Genomic DNA, 21038 nt, shown 5'->3' with positions numbered 1-21038 from the left:
TTCGCGGGAAGTGGACCCGGGAGCTCTCCGGACGGTGAGTCGCCCGGGTTTTGCGTATCTACGGCAGGGTATGCACTTCAACCAGGTCGGCCACGGCCTTGCGGTGATGTCCACCCTTCCCCCAGGCCCAGGCAATCACGTCAGGAACCCACAGCATCGGCTCGCTCGTCGGAAGCGCGTGCCGGAAGGGGAAACCCGGTCCACTCGAGGCCATCAGCGCCGCCCGGATGACGTGCCGGTCCTGTCGATCCTGATCGCAGGACTCGAGCCAGAGTTGACGGACGCCCATGGTGTCGAGGTCGGTGACCATCGCGGCCAGGGCCTCGTCGCGGGCACGGCGCTCCGACCGGCCGTGCAGTCGCGCGACATACAGGTGCGCCCGCACGTCGAGCGCAACGACCCCACGGATGATTTCGTGCGCTCTGCGACTGTCGTGTGACATGTGGATCCGTGCAGCCTTCGGGGCCCGCAGCGCCTTGAGCGCCTTACGGGCGTCGGTCAGGTCGGCGGGAGCGATCGTCGCCGCGCAGACAAGGTAGTCACCGCGACGTGACTCGTCCGCGAACGCGTGCATCGCTCACCTGCCTCTCGAAGCTCGGTGACGGCAACCCAATCACGTGGGCGTGCAGCGTTCAAACCCGCCTCGTGATGGTCCTGTGGAGAAAGCATCGTCGGCGGCTTTCCTCTGCCTTCTACAGGTCCTCGACCCGGACCGATGCGGGGTCGATATCGAGGCGTGTGCCCTTGTACGAGGGAGCCCATCCGGGGTGAGCTCGCCGTTTCCGGTGACGTCGATGATGTACGTCTTCCGCAGCGGGGCCGCATCCCGATGTCGTGGCGCTCGTCGAGCCGTGCGGGCAGGGTGCTCGTCGACAAGCCACGGCGCGGCGTCCGGCGTAGTTGCCGCCGGATCTGCCGGCGCATCGGCTTCGGTGATCTTGCTGCCCTGGGCGTCGGCCGGTGGCCGGTAGTGGGCAATGTCGCCGTTCGGTGGGCCGGGTGCGTGACCGTCAGTGGGCGGCGTGGAACGCCTGTTCGACCTCGGTGGGGATACGTCCGCGGGCGGAGAGTTCGTATCCCTGCTCGAGCGCCCAGGCACGGATCTTCAGCGTTTCGCCCCGGCGCTGCTTCCCGGCAGTGGCGTTGGCGGGCCGGTCGGCGCGGTGCTTGCGGCCGCCGACCCGGGTGGAGTGGGCGATGTAGTACTCGAAGGTCTCGCGGAGTTCTTTCGTGTGCTCGTCCTTCAGGTCGATCACGTACTCGACGCCGTCGACGGCATAGCGGATGCTCTCGCCGTCCTCTCCGATGGCGGTGCCGTCGATGTCGTCGACCATCTCCACTACGACCTTGCGTGCCACAGATTCCACTCCTCGTTTTCCGGTACCGACCGGATCGACATTACTGGCGGCATCAGCGCTGCGACACGCCCGACGTGTGGTCGTCTTTGTTAGGCTCAGCGATGCCGCGGAAGCATCGCTGCTGGTCAAGGCAAGCAAAAACCTTCTGTCGGGACTTTCGAGGTTTGGCTACCGTTCGTGGTCATGGATGAACTTTCCCGCTCCCTTGGCGTGGCACGTGATGATTCTCGGTGCGATCGCCGCCGCAATCGGGTACGTCTCGTCCACCGGTGTCATCTCCCCGGATGAGGGTCAGCACTGGAGTTCCCGGTGCTGTTCAGCCGGCCTGGGGGTCGTCGTCCTCGGGTTCATGACCTGGCTGGGAACTACACCTAGCGCTCCCACAGAGACTGAGGTTGCGCCGAGTGCAATTCCGCGCACGTGATGCACGAGAGAGTATCTCTACCCATCGAAACCCAAAGGGGGGTCATGCGTCTCAAAGACGAGCACCCGGGACTGTTCGTCAACTCCATCCGACCCGCAATGTCGGGGTCGATCTGGATGCGATCTCGAACTCGTCCCACGAGATGCTGTGGTGGCGATGCCCTGTCGGTCACGAGTGGCGCGAGACCCCGCTGCAACGGCGATCGCCCGCAACGTGGAAGAAGGGCGATCTCTACGCCTGCCTGTACTGCATCGCCCCTGGCGCCGTCGTGCACAGTTGCGGTCACCGCAGACTCCGGCCCTCCGAAACCACCTTCCGTGTGCTCGCCCACCCGTGCGAGAGGTGCGAGGTCACAGAGCACACCCACCTGATCCTCGACGCGCTCGACGGCTCGGCCGCCGCCGCGGTCCGCCTCCTCGACGACAGCCCCCTCTACGCCCTGTTCTGCTCCGCGGCGGCCGACACCGTCGAGTGGTGGGACGAGGTCTTCCCACTGGTGGAGGCATATTTCGTGCGGATGGTCAGCGTGTACGTCGCGATCGCGACCGTCGAGCACCGCCCCACGTTGAGCTACCCGACCTCGAGCCTGCTCGGCGCGTGCATGCTGCGCATCCTCGACGCACTGCCGCCCGGCTGCCGCGAGGAGATGCAGGCGGCCGTGCCGGACGACGCCGGGCACTTTCGTGACAAGTATTTACCCGGCTGGCATGCCAGCGAGATCGGATGGGCGCTGAAGAAGCTCGGCTTCGACATCCTCGACACACCCCTGGCCGGTGATATCGAGCGGCGGGTGCAGTTCTGCGAGCAACAACGCTTCACCGCGACCGGGGAGCTGCCCCTGGTCGACCTCGCCGACACCACAGTCTCGGAGAATCCTCGGACCTGAACAGGAGGACACGTCCCGCGGCGGGTCGCGTGGCCGCTCCTCCGAAGATCGGATCGGCTCTGAGCTCTGCTGTTCTCTGGCGCGCGCAGCGGTCGGCCGTGGAGTCGGGTGAGGTGGACGGATTTCGCCGAGGTGTGGGGGTGTTCGGCGAGTTGGCGTCGGAGGCGGTCGTACATCTCGTGCGCGCTGATGGCGGTGAGGTCGGTGAGGATTCGGGTGCCGGTGCAGGTGGTGTCGGCGAGGAGGGCAAGCAGGAGGTGTTCGGTGTCGATGATGTCGTGGCCGAGGAGAGCGGCTTCTCGCAGGCTTTGTCCGACGGCCTTTTCCGGGGGTGGGGTGAAGGGGGCCCGGCGCATTCGGTGTCGGTGTTCGGGTAGGCGGGGATCTCGTCGAGGGCGCTGTCGAGGTGGGGGCCGGTGATTCCCCAGGAGGTGAGGGTGGCGCCGGTGGGGCCGCCGGCGGCGTGGATGCCGGTGAGGAGGTGTCCGGTGCCGAGGTGGTTGTGATGGTGGGTGCGGGCGTTGTCGGAGGCGAGGACGTGCCGGGCCCGATCGCTGAATTTGTCGAACACCGCTGATCACTCCCTCGGCGGACCCTGCGAGTGGAGCCGGTTGCCACTTCCAGTATCCCCGTGTAGGGGGCGCTGAGCCTGCGAGGAGGAGAAGTCCCGGGGCGGTGGGCGATGGTGCCTGGTCCGCCACCTCGAAGACGGTGTCGGTGCCGGCCCGGGCTTCCTTGTGTCCGTTGACAGCGATCACACCGATGGTGAGGTCGAGGGCGGCGGGTGGGGGTCACCGCGGTTCGGGTCCGGGGCGGCGGTGGGGTGTGCGGGTGCGGCGGTGGTGGCGGGTGCGGTCTCGTTCGGTCAGTCCGCCCCAGATGCCGTGGGACTCGCCGGTGGTGAGGGCGTGGTCGCGGCATGCGGTGAGCACTGGACACTGCTGGCAGATCTGCTTCGCCGCCCGTTCTCGTCGGGCGCGGGCTCCGGTGCGTTCGCCCTCGGGGGAGTAGAACACGGTCGTCTCGGTGCCGCGGCAGGCTCCGTGGTGCTGCCAGTCCGACTGGGTGTGCGGGTGTGGGCGAAGGTGTTCGGGGGTGTTCATGCACTTCTTCCGGTACCGGGGTGGGTGACAGCGAGGAAAGGGGTGGGAAGGTGGTGCGTGGTGTCAGTACGCCCGTTCGGAGGGGGTGCCGCAGGGTTCGGGTCCGTCGTGCTCCGGACGGGGTGGGGTGTCGTGTTCGGCGAACATGGCCGCGAGGTGGGCTTTGATGGTGGCGGTATTCATCGCGTCGCCGGGTGCTTCGTTGCGGGGGTGGGCGGGGAGGGGCATGGTGTGTTCTTCCGGTGGGGCGGCGGATGGGCGATGCGGGATGGTGGCGGGCGCGGGGAAGCGGAGCGGGGCGGTGCGCGTGGACGAGGGTGCGCGGGTCAGGGGTGGACACCGGTCGCGGACCCGATGATGTTGTGCGACAGGACCCCTCGTCCTGTCGCACGATTGACGGGTTTCGCTGCGGCGAGCGGGCGCGGGTGAGTACGGGCGGTACCGATCAGGGGTATCGGCGGCCGGTGCGCCCCACGCGCTCGGGGTGGGGTGCTGATGCCTGGGCTCGACATCGAGGGACACGACGGAGGCGGCGGTCTCGGGGGTGCCTCCACACCCTCGTCGTTGACCGAACTATGGGTCTGACGAGGTGTTATGCCTAGGGTAGCGAGGGTCTGATTGACGTCTGGATGAAATCGGAAAGGAGTAGTCGGCGTCACATGCCCGCGGCGACGGTTTCGGGGGGACGGCGGGAGAGCGGGCGCTCAGCCTGTCGGTGACGGGAGGTCCTCGGTCGGCGGGCACGGTCGGCGATGGCACGGTCACCGGGTCTGTCGCCGCGGCGTGGACGGGAGGTCGGTCGTCGGGTCCGGCGGCTGCCCGCCGGCCAACTGGGGCCCGCCGTGGGCGGCGGTGAAGGCGTGCGCGAGGCTGTCGAAGGTGGGCACCGTGTCCATACCGACCCGTGCGATGATGCGGCGCAGAGGGTGAGGTGCGGCGACGGTCAGGTGGCCGCGTTGCTCGCGGATCCGGGGGCCGGCCTCGGCGAGTACGGACAGGGCCGCGGATCCGACGAAGCTGGTGCCGAGCAGGTCGACGACGGCGCTGCGGCCGTGCAGCACGACTTCGTCGAGGCAGGCGGTGAGTATCGGGGCGGTGACCGCGTCGACGTCGCCGCTCAGGCGCAGCACGATCGGACCGCCGGTGGGTTCGTCGATCTTGAGGGTGAAAGGGCAGTGGTCGGTGCCGGCTCGGTCCCAGCCGGCGGTCTCGGACAGGGACAGGCGTAGGCGTTGTGGGCTTTCGATGACCGATCGCAGGTAGGTCATGGTCGCTCCCGGGTGGGGGCGGTCGGGGAGCGGGCACCCTGCCGGTGGGGGCGGGGGTCGGTGCACGCACAGCGGCCGCAGTGGATGAAGTTCGGCGGCTGCTGTCTTAACCTGTGACGACGACGGTAATCGGGCTGCAGCCGGAATGAAACCCCAGCATCGGCACAGCACCCGCCGGTGTGGCGCCCACACCCACCTCACCCGGCCGCGTCGCGGCTCGGCGGGATGCCTGCCCTTCTCGCGCGGACGCTCTCCGACGAGGACATACCTGGGGGTCGCGCCCGGTCAGTGGTGCCAGTGCACCGGGCCGATCCGCACGGTGACGCCGAACACGCGGCGGGCCGCGGGACGCGGCACGATCCGCACGCGAATCCGGGGTGGCGGAGCACGCCTCTGCTGCCGGTCGGGCTCGGCGCCCCGGGGGGCGGTGTGGTCGCGGGCGCGGACCGGGTCGCGCAGCAGGGTGTAGGCGGCGAGGATTTGTTGCAGGTGTTCGTCAGCACCGGGGTCGGCGGGCCCCGGTCCGCGGGTGTCGGGGTGGTGTCGGCGGAGCAGACGTCGGTAGGCGCGGGCGATCTCGGACTGAGAGGCCGCAGGGGTCACTCCCAGCACCCGGTACGGATCTCGGTCGACGCTCATCGTCACACTTCCTCGTCCCGCTTCGCCCCCGCATCCGTGTGGTCTCCGCGCTCCGACGCGTGGTGACCGCGCCCGCAGTGTTCGACACGACCTTGTCGTTTCGCGCCGCAAGACCGCGTGCGTTGCGGCGGCCCCGGCCGCCCGTTCGGGTACGCGTCCGGGTCACCGGGTGCGTCGGCTTCGTCCGCACCGCGAGCCCGCCTGCGGCACTGCTTAACTCTGCCGGTTCCCCGCGTGCGGTGGTTCGACGCGGGTGTGGTTTTTCGTGTGCGTGGCGGGTGGCCGGATCCGGGGCGGACGACGTCGAATTCGAAAAGGGTGCCATAGTCAATGGCGTTGCGCCCGAACACCATCGCTGTGGTGTGGTGGCGCCGGTGTGTCTCGTCGGTGGGTCGGCGGCCCCGGATCGGTGCTGTGTACCAGGGGTTCGCCGTGCCGTGTCCGCGCAGTGGACAGGTGACGGAGGCGCGGCGGCGGTCGAACCCCTTTCGTGCATCTCGTTGCGGGTACGCACACGTGCATTTCGCTGTGGTGCTTTCTCACCCCCTTTCTTCTTCGTCGCGATCGTTTCCGGTGTTGTTCTCGATCCCGGCGTCTCACCGCGGGTGTTCGAGTTCGCATCCCAGCCACCGCCCCGGTGGGCTCGTATCGCCCGGTGGTGAGCGCTGGGTGGCCCGGATCTGCGGGGCCGGGGGAGCGGTCACCGGCCACCCCGACCACCGGGGACGCGGTGGGTGCCACGGGCCGGACCGTGCGGTGGCCATCGCCGCGAGCAGGATCGCGGCCTGCGGGGTGAGCGCGTCGGCGAGGATGCGGTCCGAATCGGCGACGACAACTCGTAGTCGAGCTCGTGCCACGGCCGCACCGCCGCGCGTGCGAGGCGCTCCGGTGAGCCGGTGCCGGGTGCTGCGGTGACCATGATCGCCGAGGTCATCGACGTTCACCCCCTCCTGGAGGGCTGTCACGGTGTGGGTCAGGCGGTGACGGCCCTGCGCTCGGAATGGTTGCTGATCTCGATCTTGCGGGGCTTGGCCTTCTCCGCGATCGGGATCGTCAACCGCAGCACCCCGGCGTCGTAGGACGCCTCGATCTTGTCCGCATCGAGGTTCTCGCCGAGGAACAGCTGCCGGCTGAACACCCCACGCGGACGCTCGGAGGCCACCATCTCCTGCTTGTCGTCGAGTCCGGGCCGCTGCGCCCGCACGGTCACGGTGTCGCGTTCGACGTCCAGATCAATCGATTCCACCTGCACGCCGGGCAGGTCGAACTCCACCACGAACCGGTCATCCTCGCGCCAGGCGTCCATCGGCATCACCGCCGGCCGCGCCGCGGTGCCGAGGATCTGCTGCGTCAGACGGTCGAGGTCGCGGAACGGATCGGTGCGCATCAACATCGTCTCCACCTCCAGAAACCCTCTCATCTCAACAATTAAGCTCCAGCAGATGCTGTAGATTTGGTATAGCATCTGTCGTAGACTATGGCAAGAGTGTGGGCGAGATATTTTCCGATCGGAGCACGGCATGACCCCAGAATCCGAGCGCGACACCGAGATCCGCTCCCGGCGCGGGGTGTACGGCATCTCGGTGGCCGCCGAACTGTCCGGATTCGGGATCGCGGCGCTGCGGTTGTACGAGGAGTACGGGCTGCTCACTCCGGCCCGCACCGGGGGTGGTACCCGTCGCTACAGCGACGACGACCTGGTCCGGCTCCGGCGGATCGCCGAACTCATCGACGCCGGCGTCAACCTGGTCGGTATCGGCCACGTCCTCGACCTCGAGCGCCGTACCGGGGAACTCGAAGCCGACAACGCCCGTCTGGAAACCGACAACGCCCAGCTGCGCGCGCAACGACCACCGCCGCCGTGACGGGCCGCGCTAGGAGGCTGCTGAATTATCGGCGCGCCTACCGGGTTTATCGTCCTGAACTGGGAAAATAGGTTAATGCAGGGTGTGGAGCGGGAGGATCGGGAACTTCTGGACGCGCAGGCGCTGGTCGGTCACCTGGTACCGGAGGGCGGCATGTTCGCGTTCCTCGCCGCCCACCGCCATGACGTGTTCTCCGACGAGGAGTTCGAGGACCTGTTCCCCTCGGGGCGGGGGCGCCCCTCGATCCCGGCGTCGGTGATGGCCTCGATCCTGGTGCTGCAGACCCTGCACGACCTGTCCGACCGGGAGACCGCCGAAGCCGCCCGATGCGACCTACGGTGGAAGGTCGCGACGGGGATGGCATTGGACCACAAAGGTTTCGACCCTTCCACACTGGTGTACTGGCGTAAGCGGCTGGCCAAGTCCACCCGGCCGCACCGGATCAACGACGCGGTGCGGCGGGTCGTCGAAGAGACCGGCATCCTGCGGGGCCGCCGCAAACGCGCGGTGGATTCGACGATCCTCGCGGACGCGGTCGCCACCCAGGACACCATCACCCAGCTGATCTCGGCGATCCGCCGGGTCGGCCGGGTGGTGCCCGGCGCCGCCGAGCAGATCGCGGCGGTGTGCACCGGACACGACTACGACGTTCCGGGTAAACCGGTGATCGACTGGGACGAGCCCGGTGCGAAGGAGACCCTGGTCTCGGCGCTGGTCAACGACGCGAATGCGCTGCTCGAGGCATACTCCGGCGTCGATGACGACGAGTGGGACGAGCCGGCGCGGGCGGCGTTGGCGCTGCTGGCGTTGGTTGCCGGGCAGGATGTCGAGCCCGCCGAGGGGTCCGACGGCACCGATGGGCGGTGGCGCATCGCCCGCAGGGTCGCCCCCGATCGGGTGATCTCCACGGTGGACCCCGAAGCGCGGCACACCCGCAAGTCACCCGAGGCCCGCCGAGACGGGTATCGGGCGCATGTGGCGGCCGAACCGGAGACCGGGATCATCACCGACGAGGCACTCACCAAGGCCACCGGGACGGAGAACTCCGATCCGGGTGTCGCCGAGAAATTCCTGGCCGCGGACGCCGAGGCCGGTGCGGATGGGGCCGGCGCACGAGAGTGGTACGGCGATTCCGCCTACGGCACAGGGTATCTGCGCGGTGCGATGCACGACGCCGGGCACGACGCGGTGATCAAGCCCAAGCCGCTGCACGCCGCGGTGGAGGGCGGATTCACTGTCGACGACTTCACCGTCGACGAGCCGGCGGGGACGGTGACCTGCCCGGCCGGCAACACCCGCCCGATCACCAAGGCCCGCCACGTGATCTTCGGCGCGCTCTGCCGCGACTGCCCGCTCTCCGCGCGCTGCACCACCTCCAAATCCGGTCGCACCCTCGATCTGCACGAACGCGATGCTCTGCTCCGCCGGGCCCGCGCCGACTGGGCCGCGAAACCCGAACTGCGGGAGAAGTACCGGCAGAACCGACCCAACGTGGAACGCGTGGTCTCCCACATCGCCAGCCGCGGCGGCCGCCGCCTCAAACTCCGCTACCGGGGCACCGAGAAGAACCACGCCTGGCTCACCCGCCGCACCGCCGGGCTCAACCTGCGCACCCTCGTCGGCCGCGGCCTCGTCCGAACCGCAGGAATCTGGGCCCTGACACCGCAGACCACCTGAAACGGCGGTCCCACCGGTGCCTACCGACGACATCACCGGCCCCACCGACCACCGCTACCCGCCTGTCACGGTCCGGCGAGCCCTACACAACCACGATCCGGCGTTCACATGCGCACGCCCTCGAGAATTCCGCCTGTCGCCGGGTCCCCCGAGAACCGTCTTGTTCAGCGGCCTCCTAGGCCTCGTCGAGTGAGCGATCCCCGACCGTTCGACTGGTGAATCATGGTCTCTACGGCGCCGGTCGGACGGCGACGTCCTTGTGCGCGCACACGCGTGAGTTGTCAGAAATGGGGTAGCGCGCAGACCAGAAAAATCAGACCTGCCGCGATGCCGAACACTCCGGCGAGCACGCCGAGAAGCACTTCCAGGGATGTGGATTTGTCGTCGGTGACGTCCGGGCGCCGGAGGCTCAATGCGCCGGTGACGAGGGCGGCCCCACCGAGGATGATGCCGAACCCGAACATCCAGAACATCACGATGGACAGGGCACCGAACATGATCGCCGCATCGGACAGGCACGTCCCGAGGCGCGGGGTGGGAGCAGTGGGGGAGGAATTGCGCGCGGGTTCGGAGGCGAACGGACGGGCGGCGGTGGTCATGATCCTCCTTCATCGGACCGGGGAACGGCGACTCTGTCGACACGGCGGCGGCCGGGCGAGACGGGAGCTCGGCGAGTCTGCGGGCGACGCCGCGAATACGTATCTGGGTTATTTTCCAGCCATCGCAAATCTCGAAACCGGGCCGGAATCTCGCGTCGAGGAGACAGAGCAAAACGTCTCTGCGCCAGCAAAGCCCGATTCGAGAGCGCGTGGGGTGCCATCGACATGAGCACTCGCAATCATTGCTTATCAATTTCCGCATGCATGCGCAACTGGATGGCAATGATGGCGCTGGGGAGGGTCGAGTGCTAATTTCTGGTGTGCACAGTGACTGCGCTCGTCGGGTGACGGGTGCCGGAGTCGAGGGGAGGTGTGCTGCTGTGCGCCACGACGATCGACATCAGCAGCAACAGTTCGGTGATCCCACGGTCGAGGCCCCGCTGGTGCTGGGTGAATCGGTGCGCTGGCCGGAGCCGAGCCCGCTGGCGAACTGGTGGCAGCAGATACTGTTCGGTGAACGGGAGGCGATGTGAGAACCATGCGCCCGCCGCACACCGTTTTCTCTTGCAGCCGTTGCGATCACGTGTACCGGTCGCGGGAGGTAGAGCGGTCCTTCGCCGCTGCGATGGCCCGGTTGAACGGGTGGGAGATCGGTGACGGTGTCCTGTGTCCCGGCTGCGCCTCGATCGGCGCGGTCACGGCCTGACGGGTCGTCTTCGAGAGGCCAGGAGCCTGCACCTGCGGTGAACCGGCACCCAAAGTCGTCAGCGGTGGTCACCGGTGGGGCGGAGCAGGGTGGTGCGGTGGCCGCTGAGCGAGGCGATGTCGATGAGGAGGTAACAATCGTCGGCAGACCCGCTCCACGGGGAGCGGGTGGGATCGTCGAATCCGTCGAGACCGTCCGTGCCGGCGAACAGTCGGGCGCGGCCGATCGTGAGCACCGACCAGCCCGTGCGCGTCGACGCGGTGATGTTTCCGGTTTCGAAGGCGAGGACGGTGCCCTCGAGCGGGTGAGCCACGGATTGTCTCCGGTCGGGATGACGATCTGCCCGTCCGGGCAGGCGAAGGTCACCGGCCGCACCGCGGGCAGGGCGTTCTCCCCGCGCCCCCTCGATTTGCTCATTGAGGTCGAACACCGCTCCGCCAGCGACAGGTCGGCCTGGACGAGGGCATCTGTAGCAACTCCTATGGCCTCACCGGCCAAGTGGCACATCAGCGCCAATCGGTCTGTCAGGACGTCGAGTTGGTCGTGAAACTTCGTCCGCATGCGCATCATCATCGTGCACTCCGCCGGGCGCCGGGGTTTCAGGCTCCTCCCGAGCGCTTCGCGTCGGGCCCGGGCCTGACCGCGTTCCCCGTCCGCTGGAAGGTAGTGAGCTGGTGCTCGCCGAGCGAGCAATGGGAACCGCCGTTGGCTAAGGCGCAACCACCGGAGTCCGGTCGGATCGTTGTCGGTCGCTAGGCCCTGGAGGCGCCTCGTATGAGGTTTCGTCGGAGAGGTGCTTACGATCCGGAGGTAGGCCGAGCGGAAGGCGCAGACCGATGCCCGAGAAGAAGGATCACAGTCCGAGACCCGAACCCGGTCCACTCGGTGCGGGCGCGCGGATGCTGGTGCGCCGGCGGTCCGAACCGGCGCAGACCGGTCGGATCATCGAGGACTACGCCGAGCTGACCGACACCGAGGAGCGCGGGCACGCCTGGGCTCCGGTGCACCGGTGGGCGGTCGCCCTCGACGACGGGCGCCTGGTCTTCGCCGACACCGACGACCTCACTGCCGACCCGAGCACGCCAGACTCCGCCGGGTAGGCCGGCCCTGGCCGGTGGACGAACCAGTCAGAGACCGTGCCTCCGGCGACCGACCGAGTTGGGTTACGTCACCGCCACGCTGCCGGTGAAGAAGAACGGCGCCGCGGCGCCGAAGCAGAATACGGTCGCGTTTCCCTTCGCGAAACCGCTGAGCTTGCCCGCAACCCCGGGTCCGAACGCACCGGTCTTGAAGTTGAAGCCCGAGTCGAATCCGAAGCAGGTCCAGTTCTCGCCGGCGGGTACCGTCACCACCACCTCGCCGGATGCCCCGGCGCTCAGTGCCGGTACCGCGGCGGCGGTGCCGCCCGCGAAGATCATCGCGGGCGCGATGACTGCCGACGCGATGGCTGTGCGGACCGCGATCTTCTTCTTCATGATGCTCACCTCGTTCTGAGAGTCCCCGACTCTTGCAGCGAACGGGTAGCGAAACTGCCCTACGCTGGGCGCCGATTCGGGCACCCGTTCTTGTGAACATGTCACGATTGCCCCGATAAACAGCAGGTGAAACGGCGGAATGGGCCGAATGTAGTCGGCCAGGACCGACAGCATCCCGAACATGGCGCGGCCCTCGGCGGCACTGCAGCCGTGAGCACGCAAGCGGACGCTGCGACCAGTCCCCTAAATGCGTTGTTGCGCAACGGTATAAAATTTCCGATAGTTTGTCTGCCTCGGTGCCCGTCGCGAATCAGGATCGGTCATTGGGGGTCGACGGTGGGCCGGTGTTGCCGGTCGCGGAACCGGGCCCGGTGACCGTCGAGCACCGCGTCGGTGGCGAGGTTCCGCCGCCGCTGTCGAGCGGCGGCGTAACGGACGGTAGCGCTGCGCCGGTGGAGCATCTCGGCGTGCGCGGCCGCGGAGTCGTCGTCGAGCAGAAACGCCACCGCCCGATCGCACTCGATGAGCGCCCGCTGGTACACCAACCGGCTTAGGGCACCGTCATCGAAGATCAACCGCATCACGGTGGTATCGATGAGGTCGAACGGGAGCCGCATCAGCCGGTACTGAAAACGGGCGAGCGCTCGCGCCTCGCCGCCGATTCCCATGGTCAGAGGGTAGTGGCGCGGCCGGGTGCGCCGACACGGTTTCCTCGGTCTCACCGGCACATCGGGCATGTGTGAGGACCCGCCCACGGCGAGCTCTGCGGCATCGACGACCGGAGCGACGTGTGTGTGGCAGTGGTTCGTGAGGTTATGGGAGGGCCGCACGCGGCCGGGGCGGGGTGGGCGAACACTCGGCCTCGGCGCGTGCGACGTTGGGCGCCCCGCGGCCGAAGGGGTTGGCGACCGAGCCGGGGCTGGCTGCCCCGGCGGGTCTGGCGCGAGCCCCGGGACAACGTAGTGAGCGGGTACCCGGATCCGGGCGGGCTACGCCGGATTCCCGCAGGCCCCCGGAATGCGTGGCAGCTCGGTGGCCTCGGTGTGCTTAGTGGAAGTCGTCGTCCGCAGGATCCACCGACCGGTCGGGTCGTTTCGCGGCCGAACTGCGGTGTTGCGGTGGGCGGCCGATTGAGTGGCCCCGCCGCGGGGTAGTCGGCGGAATGCGCCCCCCACCGCGCAGGATCCGCTCACAGACCGACGTCGGCGCCGAGGTGCACCACCACATCCACTCGACGAAGGGGTTGGGCGATGACAAGCAAGGGCCAGATGGCCATGGCCGTGGGTGCCGGTTACATGTTGGGCCGCACGCACAAGATGAAGCTGGCGCTGATGCTCGCCGGGTTCGGAGCCAGCAGACGGTTTCCCGGCGGGTCGCTGGGTGTTCTCAACGAGGGCCGCAAGCTGCTCGCCGATTCCCCCGAGGTCGCCAAGCTCGGTGCGACGGTCCGCAAGGAATTGATGAATGCCGCGAAGGCGGCCGCGGTGACCGCGGCCAGCCAGCGCATCGACTCGCTCAACACCCGGCTGCAGTCGGGTGAGAACCTCCTCGGCGGCCTCGGCGAGGCAGCGGGCGGGAAGAGGAAGTCGAAGCGGGCCCGTGACGAGGAACCCGACGACGAGTACGAGGACGACGAGTACGAGGACGACGAGGACGAGGGCGCCGACGAGCCCGGTGACGACGATTCCGAACAGACGCCCCGCGCCCGCAGGCGGCCGACCCCGCGCCGCCGGTCCTCCGCGGGCGGTGGTTCCCGGCCCACCCGGTCCCGGTCGCGGTCGCCGTCGAAGGATGACGACGAGGACGAGGACGAGCTGTCCCGAGCCCGCAGGACACGCGCGAAGGCGACGACCGATTCCATACCCGTACGACGCACCCGGAAGTGATCAGTGATGACCTCGAATCTTGACAGCGCGGCGAAGAAGCTGCGTAAGAACGTCTCCGGTGCGTCCGGTGAGGCCGCATCGATCTCACCCCTGCAGAAGGCGGCGCAGGGCCTGCTCGGCACCGTGACCGACAAGGCGATGTCCACCGTGTCCGACAAGGTGCAGGGTGCGGCCGGCCGGCTGACCGACTACGCCGAGGGCGGCGGTGGCAGCCTGCTGTCCGCGGTCACCGGCAAAGGCAACGGCAACGGCAACGGCAACGGCAACGGCAACGGTGACGGCAAGTCGCTGTTCTCCGGGCTGACCGACAAGGTGAAGGAGACGGCGTCGGATGTGAAGGACGCGGTCACCGGCGGCGGCGGTGGCGGTAAGGGCAAGAAGCTCAAGTTGACCAATATCGTCGAAACGATCGATGTCGGTGTCCCGGTCCAACTTGCCTATAACCAGTGGACCCAGTTCGCCGACTTTCCGTCGTTCATGAAGAAGGTCGAACGGGTCGAGCAGGAAGCGGACGAAAAGCTCGAGTGGAAAGCGCAGATCTTCCTGTCGCATCGCACCTGGGAAGCGTCGATCCTCGAGCAGGTCCCGGATGAGCGGATCGTGTGGCGGTCGAAGGGTGCCAAGGGTTTCATCGACGGTGCGGTGACGTTCCACGAGGTGACCCCCGATCTCACCCGCATCGTTCTGATCCTCGAGTATCACCCGAAGGGCTTGTTCGAGAGGACCGGAAACCTGTGGCGGGCACAGGGTCGGCGAGCGCGACTGGAGTTGAAGCACTTCGGGCGTCACGTCATGACCCAGTCCGTTCTCCATCCCGACGAGGTAGAGGGGTGGCGCGGAGAAATTCGGGACGGCAAAGTCGTCGAACCCGAGGAATCCGAGGACAACAACGAGGAACCGGCCGACGACGAAGAGCCGCAGGACCAAGACGAGTCCGGCGAATACGAGGAGGAAGAACCGGAGGAGGAGCCGGAGGACGAGTCCGGCGAATACGAAGACGAAGAACCCGAGGAGGCGCCGGAGGACGAGTCCGGCGAGTACGAAGACGAAGAACCCGAGGAGGCGCCGGAGGACGAGTCCGGCGAGTACGAGGAGGAAGAACCGGAGCAGGAGCCGGAGGACGAGTCCGTCGAGTACGAGGAGGAAGAACCGGAGCAGGAGCCGGAGGACGAGTCCGGCGAGTACGAGGAGGAAGAACCGGAGGAGGAGCCGGAGGACGAGTCCGGCGAGTACGAGGAGGAAGAACCGGAGGAGGAGCCGGAGGACGAGTCCGGCGAGTACGAGGACGAAGAACCCGAGGACGAGACCGCTGAGGAGGAGACGGAGGAGGAAGAGCCTGAGGAGGAGCCCAAGCCGCGTCGGCGTCGTCCCGAGCCGCGCCGGCGTCGTCCCCAAGAGGCCGCTGCGAAGAAGGCTCCCGCGAAGAAGGCCCCCGCGAAGAAGGCTCCCGTGAAAAGGGCCGCAGCTAAGAAGACCCCTGCGAAGGCCCCCGCGAAGAAGGCTCCCGTGAAAAGGGCCGCAGCTAAGAAGACCCCTGCGAAGAAGACCCCTGCGAAGAAGGCCCCCGCGAAGAAGGCTGCCGCGAAGAAGGCAACACCGCGGCGGAGGACGGGAGCACGCGCATGACCACGGCAGGTGGACCGAGCTCGAGTAGTCTCGCCGACGTCATCGACACCATCCTCGACAAGGGCCTCGTGATCGACGCGTACGTGCGGGTCTCGCTGGTCGGCATCGAACTGCTGACCATCGACGCCCGCGTCGTCGTCGCGAGCGTCGACACCTATCTGCGGTTCGCGGAGGCGGTGAACCGGCTCGAGATCGGCAGCGAACCGAAGGGGCTGTCCGAGATCGTCTCCGGCGCCACCGAGGGCGCTGCCAAGCACAAGACGAAGGGTGCGCTCGAATCGGCCGGGGACAAGCTCGGCGGCCTTTTCGGGGGTGGGGAGGAAGAGGAAGAACCGGAGCGGGAACGAGTGTCGCGCAAATCGACGCGGGGTGACCGGTGATGGCCACCTCGGAGCAGACGAAGCAGACGACCGGGGTGTATGTCTACGGCATCGTCCCGGCCGGCGTCGAGGTCGCCGACGATGCGACCGGGGTCGCGGACGGCACCGTCGAGGTGGTCACGCAGGGTGACATTGCCGCCCTGGTGAGCGGGCTGTCGGTGGACCGGGCGCTCGGTAAACCTGGGGACCTGCGGGCGCATGCGGACCTGCTGGACGGGGTGGCCGGGGTGGCGCCGGTGCTGCCCCTGCGGTTCGGTGCGGTGCTCAGCGACGCCGACGCCGTGCGGGAGGAACTGCTCTCTGCGCACGCGGGCGAGTTCGGTGCTGCTCTCGAGAAATTGGAGGGCAAGGCCCAGTACATCGTGAAGGGCCGGTACGTGGAGCAGGCGATCCTGCGGGAGATCCTCGACGAGGACGATCGGGCGGCGGCGCTGCGTGAGGAGATCCGCGACAAGTCGGAGGACGCCAGTCGCGATGCACGGATGGCCTTGGGGGAGCTGGTGAGCAACGCGATCGCCGCCAAGCGGGAACGGGACACCCGCAGGGTCGTCGAGGCGCTCGACGACCTCGCCGCTTCGGTGAACGTGCGCGAACCCACGCATGAGGAGGAGGCCGTGCAGGTGGCGATCCTCGCCGACGTCGAGCGTCAGGACGAGCTCGAACGGGTGCTCGGCGAGCTGGCCCAGGACTGGGACGGGCGGGTGGAGATGCGCCTGCTCGGACCGCAGGCGGCGTACGACTTCGTGGTCGCCCCGAAGCCGGAGGGGCAGGGCTGAAGGGATGGGTCTGTTCTCGTTCATCGTCACCTTGCCGCTGCAACCGGTCAAGGGGGTGATCTCGCTGGCGGAGTTGATCCAGCGGCAGGTCGAGCAGGAGTTGCACGATCCGGCGCGCGCCCGCCGGGCGCTCGAGGAACTCGAGGAGGCCCGGGAACGCGGTGAGATCACCGAGGAGGAGGAAATGCAGGCACAGCAGGCGATCCTCGACCAGATGACGGGCGGTGGCGGAGCCATCCCCTGAGCGAGTCCGGCACACGCCAGAGCCGGACCTTGCCCGGCCGCACCGGTCGGGGACTCGGGTGGAGAGGCGGGTGTATCCGGCCCCACCCCACAGCGCCGCGCTGCCGCTGCAACCGGCGCAGATCGAGGGGTCGCGGGTACGTCACCGATGTCGGGGTCCGAACGTATGGGTTCCGGGAGTGCCCCGGACAGGGGTTCGGCCGGGAATGCTCTCGCATTCTCGGCCGGATCTCTGCTTCTCGAGCTCTTCACCGCAATCCGATTACTCTCTCGATCCGCACCGTCGACGCTACGCGCGTACCGCCTCCGCAACAATGACCGAGCGGCCGCTCAACAGGTGGTCAGCGGGGTGTGACGGGCGTAGTTGCGAGGATCGGAACCGGGGCGTCGAGCGTGTACCGGGTGACCTGATCGACGGGGGTGCGGAACTGCCTGTGCCCGCGCACAGCCTGGGCGCTGCACGGGGCTATCGCTCAGTTCTCCAGGACGAGGTGAAAGATCCGTGTTCAGTGGTCGCCGGCGTCGGCTGTCGCGTCACGGATCGTCGACTCCGCAGGGGTGGCCGACCGCTGCACGCCGACCGTGGTGCTCGCCGACTCGTCCTGGCGTGGAGTCGATTTCGCGTCGAAGTAGTCACCGCCCTTGCGTGGGGCATTGTAGGTTCCCCGGCAGCGGTGCCGGGGCGCCGGAACCATGCGGGGAATGTGCTTGCGGCAGTGGATGTACGCCTCCTGCACCGTGATCACCACCCACCGTTCGGACAGACGGCCACCGCCGTGATCGGCGGGCAGGTCGGGCACCGCGGCCCGCAGGTCCTCGTCCTCCACGATCCGAGCGGAACCGTTGATGTGCAGGCCGACGAGGTCACGAACGAAGTCCACGAGGAGGATCCCGACGTGCGGGTTTTGGGCGATGTTGCCGAGGCTCGCCATCACCCCGTTTCCGCGGTACTCCGGATACGCCAGCGTTCGCGGGTCGATAACGTGCATGAATCCTTGTTCGCCGGTGCGCAGGCTGTTGTCGCACTCGCCGTCGGCGTCGGCGGTCGCCACGAACGCGATCTCCTGACGGCCCACGAACTCGATCATCGCCGGATTGAGGTGATCGAGCACCTGGTCGGAGTAGAACCGGGTGGCGCGCTCCTGTGTTCCGAACTTCCACTGGAGAATTCGTTCGCCGACGCTGCCGATCGGGGGGCGGGCACTCATGACGCTCCTGACGGGAATCGAGGGCAACTCGGTCGGCGCTCACCCTACGTGACTGTTCAGTAACTTCCGCAGTGCCCGATCCACCTCTCAGTACAAGGGATCGTGGCAGATGTCGGCGGAATCGACGCCCGCGGCCATCAGCTGGTACTTCGTGGCGCGAACCATGGACGGTGAGCCGACGACCTGGATGTCGTGATCGGTCCAGTCCCCGTACGTGGCGACGACGCGTCCGAGCTGGCCGGTGAGCAGATCGTGCATCCCGGCCGGATTCTGGGTGTTTCCCGAGACCCACCACGGGTTGTCGCTGTTTTCGATGACCGGGACGACGGTGAGCCACGGGCAGGTCCGAGACAGCCCCCACAGGATATCGAGGTCGTAGAGGTCGCACGGGTAGGTCCCGCCGACGAACACATGGGTCCGGGGAGTGTCGTCCAGTCGGGGCATATCCAGCAATTGCGCCCGCAGCGGCGCGATTCCGGTCCCTTCGGCGATCATCAGGCGACGTCGACCCGGCCGCCGTGACACGCCGAGGCCGCCGAGCGGGGAGCCGATCAGCCAGGTGTCGCCGATGCGGGTGTCTGTTGTGATCGCGGGGCTCACCCAGCCACCGGAGACGCGGCGGACATGGAATTCGACGATCCGGTCGGGGCGGGGAGGGGTGGCGAAGGAGAGGTAACGCCACATCCGGGGGCGAGTGGGTACCTGCACACTCACATACTGACCGGGGACATACGGCATGGTCTGGTCGAGTTGGAGACGAACGATGGCAAGGTCGTCGAGGACTCGGTGGTGGTTGATCACGGTGCCGACCCAGGTGGGCGGCCCCTGCTCGGCGTTCGCCGCGTCGGTCATGGTGGCGACGATCAGGGCGATCGCGTCGCGCCATGCGCGCTCGGTCTCGTCGGTCCACAGTTCGGTCCCGGTCAGGTTGGCCAGCGCCGTGATGAGTGCGTCTGCGACGGCGTTGTAGTGGTCATCGGTGACGCCGTACTTGCGGTGATCACGTCCGAGTTGCGCGAGCAACGGCAGGACCTCGCCGGGTGTGTCCAGCTGGTCGATGACGTATCCGATGGCGTGCATGAGTCGGTCGCGCTGGTCGTCCATGGCGGCCGGAAAGTGTTGGCGGATCTCGGGGTTGGAGGCGAACAGGACGGCATAGAAGGCTCGCGCGAAGGCGTTCTCGCCCCCTGGGGACGCTCCGACGGATTTGAAGCTTGATCTGACCAATGAAGTCGTCAGAGAGTCCACGACAATCGCCGCCTTTGATAGTGGGAGAACGGGTCGGTGGGTTCGCCGAGGTGGTGCTGGTCGAGTTGGTGGTCGCGGATGAGTTCGTCGATGAGATCGCCGCGGATCTCGTCGGTGCGGGTCCGGGACAGCACCGTGGCGGTGGACCGGCCCAGCACCGTGATGGTGAGTCCGGAGCCGGCGAGGTCGAGGAGGACACCGGTCCTGTGGTCTCCGAGTACACCGGTCTCCTCGAGCAGCCGCAGCGCCGCCGTCTCCGCGGGTACCACCTGCACGTGGTGGAGTTGGTGCCGGGCCGCCGCCGCCCGCACCACGCCGGCCTGCTGGTGATCCTGGTGGGCGACGGCCGGCGGGTGGTCGTCGCCGGAATGCTCGGCGAGCAGGGTGCCGACCGTTTCCGCGGCGAGTTCCTCCGGGTGGGATCCGTCGGTGCCGACGGCCCGCGAGCGGGACTTCGCTGCGCCGGTGCTCTCTTCGTCCGGGTACGCGCCGCACCGCACTCGCTCCGATGGACACCCTGAGATTCGAACTCATAACCAAATTATAACGTTTCGGTCACAGGAGCATGAAGGTGGGGCGGAAGCGGTACGCCTGCAATGCAACGCGACGCTACCCCGTTGTGACGGCTGACTACACGACGCTCGAGCGCTGTAACGCATGGCCCGCAAGGGATTCCGCTGCTCGAGCGTGCTTGTTCCATTCGGCGTCGAGTTCTGCGGACAAGCAAGGACGACTCCGCGGCCTCTTGCGCGGGCACGCCGTCGCCGGTCGATCGGGAGGTCACCGACCGGTTGGTGACCAGGGGTGCCTGGAAGTCGGCATTCTCGAACCCGGGGGCCCTGCTGGCGAAGGCCAGGCGCCGCCTCGACGAGGTCTCCGCCGAGAGATCGACTCCCTCCAGGAACATCGACGGTCACACCCCCCAAAGCTCGGACCTCGCCGCCCAGACCAACCTCGACACTGACGATGACGTCTCCGCCGCCGACCCGGCTCGGGGGGATACCGCGTGGGGGTGCACACCTGGCAGGTGTCCCGCCCAACGAAGCTCCGACAGCAACGGAGCTACCGCGCGGGCACCGCTCCCGGACCCGCCGCCCGCGGGGCCGGAATCCCATGAGCCCTTTCCGGCACCGGTGCTACGAAAACGATTGATCCACAACGCTTCGCGCTCTTCGCGGTCGTGATGCGCTGATGTCGCGTTTCCCGCGTGCCCGGACACCGCGCGGTTGCGAACCCGGGGCCCTTCGGTCACCGACGGGAGACCCTCCGGCGGGGACCGCTTCCGGGTGCCCAGCCGCCGCGGCGGGGCCGGGTTGATCGGTGCCGGTGTGGTCAGGAGCCTGCCCACAGCCGTCGGCGAGCAACGGCCTTCATCGTCTCGACCAATTTCGGTTGCAGTGGCGTCGGCGGGTCGAGTTCGAGGTTGGTGTGCAGTTCCCGGAAGAATTCGGTGGGGCTCATCCCGAAGTCCGCCAGGATCGTCTCTTCCGGGCCGCCGCCGTGGCTGTACCAGCGCAGTTCGAAGGACACCATCCGGCTCATCGGTGCAGCACTCATCTGGCCACCCCTTTCCCGTCTCGTCGTTCGTGTGCTCGTGTGCTCATGTGCTTTGGTGGGGAGCTGTGATGCGCCCGGGGTTCAGTGACGTGCCGCGCTTGCCGCGAAGCCCGC

General features: G+C 67.8%; 25 protein-coding genes and 2 pseudogenes. 10 read left to right on the top strand and 17 right to left on the bottom strand.

The window, feature by feature from the left end; all coding sequences use genetic code 11:
• Positions 1-58 precede the first annotated feature (58 nt).
• Positions 59-574: a hypothetical protein gene (locus tag BLV94_RS05735; RefSeq protein ID WP_072948641.1), complete on the bottom strand. Its 516-nt coding sequence runs from the start codon at positions 572-574 to the stop codon at positions 59-61.
• A gap of 436 nt (positions 575-1010) precedes the next feature.
• Positions 1011-1358, bottom strand: coding sequence for a histone-like nucleoid-structuring protein Lsr2 (locus tag BLV94_RS05730; protein WP_072948643.1), 348 nt, complete (start codon positions 1356-1358; stop codon positions 1011-1013).
• Positions 1359-1762: 404 nt separating this feature from the next.
• On the opposite strand from BLV94_RS05730, the pseudogene BLV94_RS50500 reads away from it, so the two are divergent.
• Positions 1763-1972: pseudogene (locus BLV94_RS50500) on the top strand (zinc-ribbon domain-containing protein); the annotation flags it as partial.
• Between the two features lie 380 nt (positions 1973-2352).
• Here BLV94_RS50500 and BLV94_RS50495 read toward each other — a convergent pair.
• From BLV94_RS50495 to BLV94_RS05695, 7 genes are all read right to left on the bottom strand, one after another.
• On the bottom strand, positions 2353-3024 hold the full coding sequence (locus BLV94_RS50495) for a Clp protease N-terminal domain-containing protein (RefSeq protein ID WP_244163829.1): 672 nt from the start codon (positions 3022-3024) through the stop codon (positions 2353-2355).
• 435 nt (positions 3025-3459) lie between these two features.
• On the bottom strand, positions 3460-3771 hold the full coding sequence (locus tag BLV94_RS05715) for a WhiB family transcriptional regulator (RefSeq protein ID WP_072949065.1): 312 nt from the start codon (positions 3769-3771) through the stop codon (positions 3460-3462).
• A 63-nt stretch (positions 3772-3834) separates the two neighbouring features.
• Entirely contained in the window at positions 3835-3999 is a 165-nt protein-coding gene (locus BLV94_RS49325; protein ID WP_167372108.1) for a hypothetical protein, read from the bottom strand.
• Between the two features lie 533 nt (positions 4000-4532).
• The gene (locus BLV94_RS05710) at positions 4533-5039 is read right to left on the bottom strand and encodes an STAS domain-containing protein (protein ID WP_072949063.1); all 507 of its coding nucleotides are present in this window, start codon (positions 5037-5039) and stop codon (positions 4533-4535) included.
• A gap of 285 nt (positions 5040-5324) precedes the next feature.
• Positions 5325-5678 (bottom strand): J domain-containing protein, encoded by a 354-nt coding sequence (locus BLV94_RS05705; RefSeq protein ID WP_072949062.1) that lies wholly within the window; start codon positions 5676-5678, stop codon positions 5325-5327.
• Between the two features lie 596 nt (positions 5679-6274).
• Entirely contained in the window at positions 6275-6622 is a 348-nt protein-coding gene (locus BLV94_RS05700; RefSeq protein WP_244163465.1) for a hypothetical protein, read from the bottom strand.
• Between the two features lie 29 nt (positions 6623-6651).
• A complete protein-coding gene (locus BLV94_RS05695) occupies positions 6652-7071 on the bottom strand; it encodes an Hsp20/alpha crystallin family protein (RefSeq protein ID WP_072949069.1) in 420 nt (139 codons plus the stop codon).
• A gap of 127 nt (positions 7072-7198) precedes the next feature.
• Between BLV94_RS05695 and BLV94_RS05690 the strand changes: the two are divergent.
• Both BLV94_RS05690 and BLV94_RS05685 read left to right on the top strand, forming a co-directional pair.
• Positions 7199-7534, top strand: a pseudogene (locus BLV94_RS05690) (MerR family transcriptional regulator); the annotation flags it as partial.
• A gap of 84 nt (positions 7535-7618) precedes the next feature.
• On the top strand, positions 7619-9220 hold the full coding sequence (locus BLV94_RS05685) for an IS1182 family transposase (protein ID WP_072943151.1): 1602 nt from the start codon (positions 7619-7621) through the stop codon (positions 9218-9220).
• Positions 9221-9501: 281 nt separating this feature from the next.
• On the opposite strand, the gene BLV94_RS50490 is transcribed toward BLV94_RS05685, so the two are convergent.
• Positions 9502-9819, bottom strand: a complete 318-nt coding sequence (locus tag BLV94_RS50490) for a hypothetical protein (RefSeq protein ID WP_072951724.1) — start codon at positions 9817-9819, stop codon at positions 9502-9504.
• 380 nt (positions 9820-10199) lie between these two features.
• On the opposite strand from BLV94_RS50490, the gene BLV94_RS49320 reads away from it, so the two are divergent.
• Positions 10200-10352 (top strand): hypothetical protein, encoded by a 153-nt coding sequence (locus tag BLV94_RS49320; RefSeq protein WP_167372109.1) that lies wholly within the window; start codon positions 10200-10202, stop codon positions 10350-10352.
• Between the two features lie 231 nt (positions 10353-10583).
• On the opposite strand, the gene BLV94_RS05675 is transcribed toward BLV94_RS49320, so the two are convergent.
• A complete protein-coding gene (locus tag BLV94_RS05675) occupies positions 10584-10838 on the bottom strand; it encodes a hypothetical protein (RefSeq protein WP_244163490.1) in 255 nt (84 codons plus the stop codon).
• Between the two features lie 523 nt (positions 10839-11361).
• Here BLV94_RS05675 and BLV94_RS05670 point away from each other — a divergent pair.
• Positions 11362-11625 carry a hypothetical protein gene (locus tag BLV94_RS05670; protein ID WP_072951722.1) on the top strand — a complete coding sequence of 88 codons (264 nt, stop codon included), beginning with the start codon at positions 11362-11364 and terminating at the stop codon, positions 11623-11625.
• Positions 11626-11688: 63 nt separating this feature from the next.
• On the opposite strand, the gene BLV94_RS05665 is transcribed toward BLV94_RS05670, so the two are convergent.
• Positions 11689-12000, bottom strand: coding sequence for a hypothetical protein (locus BLV94_RS05665; protein WP_072951727.1), 312 nt, complete (start codon positions 11998-12000; stop codon positions 11689-11691).
• Between the two features lie 320 nt (positions 12001-12320).
• A complete protein-coding gene (locus BLV94_RS05660) occupies positions 12321-12668 on the bottom strand; it encodes a hypothetical protein (RefSeq protein ID WP_072951720.1) in 348 nt (115 codons plus the stop codon).
• A 582-nt stretch (positions 12669-13250) separates the two neighbouring features.
• On the opposite strand from BLV94_RS05660, the gene BLV94_RS05655 reads away from it, so the two are divergent.
• Genes BLV94_RS05655 through BLV94_RS05635 form a run of 5 tightly spaced genes read left to right on the top strand, consistent with a single transcriptional unit; the run spans position 13251 to position 16912 of the window.
• Complete coding sequence (locus tag BLV94_RS05655) at positions 13251-13886, top strand: hypothetical protein (RefSeq protein ID WP_074933633.1); 636 nt, start codon at positions 13251-13253, stop codon at positions 13884-13886.
• Between the two features lie 6 nt (positions 13887-13892).
• Positions 13893-15512, top strand: coding sequence for an SRPBCC family protein (locus BLV94_RS05650; protein WP_074933631.1), 1620 nt, complete (start codon positions 13893-13895; stop codon positions 15510-15512).
• Positions 15509-15892, top strand: a complete 384-nt coding sequence (gvpJ, locus tag BLV94_RS05645) for a gas vesicle protein GvpJ (RefSeq protein ID WP_072951758.1) — start codon at positions 15509-15511, stop codon at positions 15890-15892. Before BLV94_RS05650 ends, gvpJ begins: the two co-directional genes overlap by 4 nt.
• Positions 15892-16668 carry a GvpL/GvpF family gas vesicle protein gene (locus tag BLV94_RS05640; protein WP_074933628.1) on the top strand — a complete coding sequence of 259 codons (777 nt, stop codon included), beginning with the start codon at positions 15892-15894 and terminating at the stop codon, positions 16666-16668. Before gvpJ ends, BLV94_RS05640 begins: the two co-directional genes overlap by 1 nt.
• Positions 16669-16672: 4 nt before the next feature.
• Positions 16673-16912: a gas vesicle protein GvpG gene (locus BLV94_RS05635; RefSeq protein WP_074933626.1), complete on the top strand. Its 240-nt coding sequence runs from the start codon at positions 16673-16675 to the stop codon at positions 16910-16912.
• A 505-nt stretch (positions 16913-17417) separates the two neighbouring features.
• On the opposite strand, the gene BLV94_RS05630 is transcribed toward BLV94_RS05635, so the two are convergent.
• The 4 genes from BLV94_RS05630 to BLV94_RS05615 all read right to left on the bottom strand — a co-directional run bounded on the left by BLV94_RS05630 (position 17418) and on the right by BLV94_RS05615 (position 20924).
• The gene (locus BLV94_RS05630) at positions 17418-18119 is read right to left on the bottom strand and encodes a pyridoxamine 5'-phosphate oxidase family protein (protein WP_074933623.1); all 702 of its coding nucleotides are present in this window, start codon (positions 18117-18119) and stop codon (positions 17418-17420) included.
• 87 nt (positions 18120-18206) lie between these two features.
• Positions 18207-19367 carry a globin domain-containing protein gene (locus tag BLV94_RS05625; protein ID WP_074933620.1) on the bottom strand — a complete coding sequence of 387 codons (1161 nt, stop codon included), beginning with the start codon at positions 19365-19367 and terminating at the stop codon, positions 18207-18209.
• The gene (locus BLV94_RS05620; RefSeq protein WP_074933617.1) at positions 19355-19867 is read right to left on the bottom strand and encodes an acetate and sugar kinases/Hsc70/actin family protein; all 513 of its coding nucleotides are present in this window, start codon (positions 19865-19867) and stop codon (positions 19355-19357) included. The genes BLV94_RS05625 and BLV94_RS05620 overlap by 13 nt, the downstream gene beginning before the upstream one ends.
• 832 nt (positions 19868-20699) lie before the next feature.
• A complete protein-coding gene (locus tag BLV94_RS05615) occupies positions 20700-20924 on the bottom strand; it encodes a DUF3263 domain-containing protein (protein WP_072951848.1) in 225 nt (74 codons plus the stop codon).
• Positions 20925-21038: the final 114 nt, after the last annotated feature.

This window comes from Rhodococcus koreensis (assembly GCF_900105905.1).
GTDB classification, from domain to species: Bacteria; Actinomycetota; Actinomycetes; order Mycobacteriales; family Mycobacteriaceae; genus Rhodococcus_F; species Rhodococcus_F koreensis.
This window is presented reverse-complemented; position numbering and strand designations above follow the sequence as displayed.

Coding starts and splice junctions, on each gene's coding strand:
- BLV94_RS05735 (WP_072948641.1), bottom strand. CDS start 574: ATGCACGCGTTCGCGGACGAGTCACGTCGCGGTGACTACCTTGTCTGC.
- BLV94_RS50495 (WP_244163829.1), bottom strand. CDS start 3,024: ATGCGCCGGGCCCCCTTCACCCCACCCCCGGAAAAGGCCGTCGGACAA.
- BLV94_RS05715 (WP_072949065.1), bottom strand. CDS start 3,771: ATGAACACCCCCGAACACCTTCGCCCACACCCGCACACCCAGTCGGAC.
- BLV94_RS49325 (WP_167372108.1), bottom strand. CDS start 3,999: ATGCCCCTCCCCGCCCACCCCCGCAACGAAGCACCCGGCGACGCGATG.
- BLV94_RS05710 (WP_072949063.1), bottom strand. CDS start 5,039: ATGACCTACCTGCGATCGGTCATCGAAAGCCCACAACGCCTACGCCTG.
- BLV94_RS05705 (WP_072949062.1), bottom strand. CDS start 5,678: ATGAGCGTCGACCGAGATCCGTACCGGGTGCTGGGAGTGACCCCTGCG.
- BLV94_RS05695 (WP_072949069.1), bottom strand. CDS start 7,071: ATGTTGATGCGCACCGATCCGTTCCGCGACCTCGACCGTCTGACGCAG.
- BLV94_RS05685 (WP_072943151.1), top strand. CDS start 7,619: ATGCAGGGTGTGGAGCGGGAGGATCGGGAACTTCTGGACGCGCAGGCG.
- BLV94_RS50490 (WP_072951724.1), bottom strand. CDS start 9,819: ATGACCACCGCCGCCCGTCCGTTCGCCTCCGAACCCGCGCGCAATTCC.
- BLV94_RS05670 (WP_072951722.1), top strand. CDS start 11,362: ATGCCCGAGAAGAAGGATCACAGTCCGAGACCCGAACCCGGTCCACTC.
- BLV94_RS05665 (WP_072951727.1), bottom strand. CDS start 12,000: ATGAAGAAGAAGATCGCGGTCCGCACAGCCATCGCGTCGGCAGTCATC.
- BLV94_RS05660 (WP_072951720.1), bottom strand. CDS start 12,668: ATGGGAATCGGCGGCGAGGCGCGAGCGCTCGCCCGTTTTCAGTACCGG.
- BLV94_RS05655 (WP_074933633.1), top strand. CDS start 13,251: ATGACAAGCAAGGGCCAGATGGCCATGGCCGTGGGTGCCGGTTACATG.
- BLV94_RS05650 (WP_074933631.1), top strand. CDS start 13,893: ATGACCTCGAATCTTGACAGCGCGGCGAAGAAGCTGCGTAAGAACGTC.
- gvpJ (WP_072951758.1), top strand. CDS start 15,509: ATGACCACGGCAGGTGGACCGAGCTCGAGTAGTCTCGCCGACGTCATC.
- BLV94_RS05640 (WP_074933628.1), top strand. CDS start 15,892: ATGGCCACCTCGGAGCAGACGAAGCAGACGACCGGGGTGTATGTCTAC.
- BLV94_RS05635 (WP_074933626.1), top strand. CDS start 16,673: ATGGGTCTGTTCTCGTTCATCGTCACCTTGCCGCTGCAACCGGTCAAG.
- BLV94_RS05630 (WP_074933623.1), bottom strand. CDS start 18,119: ATGAGTGCCCGCCCCCCGATCGGCAGCGTCGGCGAACGAATTCTCCAG.
- BLV94_RS05615 (WP_072951848.1), bottom strand. CDS start 20,924: ATGAGTGCTGCACCGATGAGCCGGATGGTGTCCTTCGAACTGCGCTGG.